This window comes from Streptacidiphilus jeojiense, assembly GCF_000719095.1.
In the GTDB taxonomy this organism is placed as follows: domain Bacteria; phylum Actinomycetota; class Actinomycetes; order Streptomycetales; family Streptomycetaceae; genus Streptacidiphilus; species Streptacidiphilus jeojiensis.
Genome location: NZ_JOEH01000135.1, coordinates 1 through 210, shown reverse-complemented (window position 1 = coordinate 210; position 210 = coordinate 1). Strand labels below are relative to the sequence as shown.

General features: G+C 53.8%; 1 rRNA gene. It reads right to left on the bottom strand.

What is annotated here, in order from left to right:
• Positions 1–210, bottom strand: a 23S ribosomal RNA gene (locus IF29_RS0141365); the annotation flags it as partial.

Sequence of the window (210 nt, the reverse complement as noted above, 5' to 3'; positions counted from 1 at the left end):
TTCGTGCAGGTCGGAACTTACCCGACAAGGAATTTCGCTACCTTAGGATGGTTATAGTTACCACCGCCGTTTACTGGCGCTTAAGTTCTCAGCCTCGCCCCGTCGAAACAGAGCTAACCGGTCCCCTTAACGTTCCAGCACCGGGCAGGCGTCAGTCCGTATACATCGCCTTACGGCTTCGCACGGACCTGTGTTTTTAGTAAACAGTCG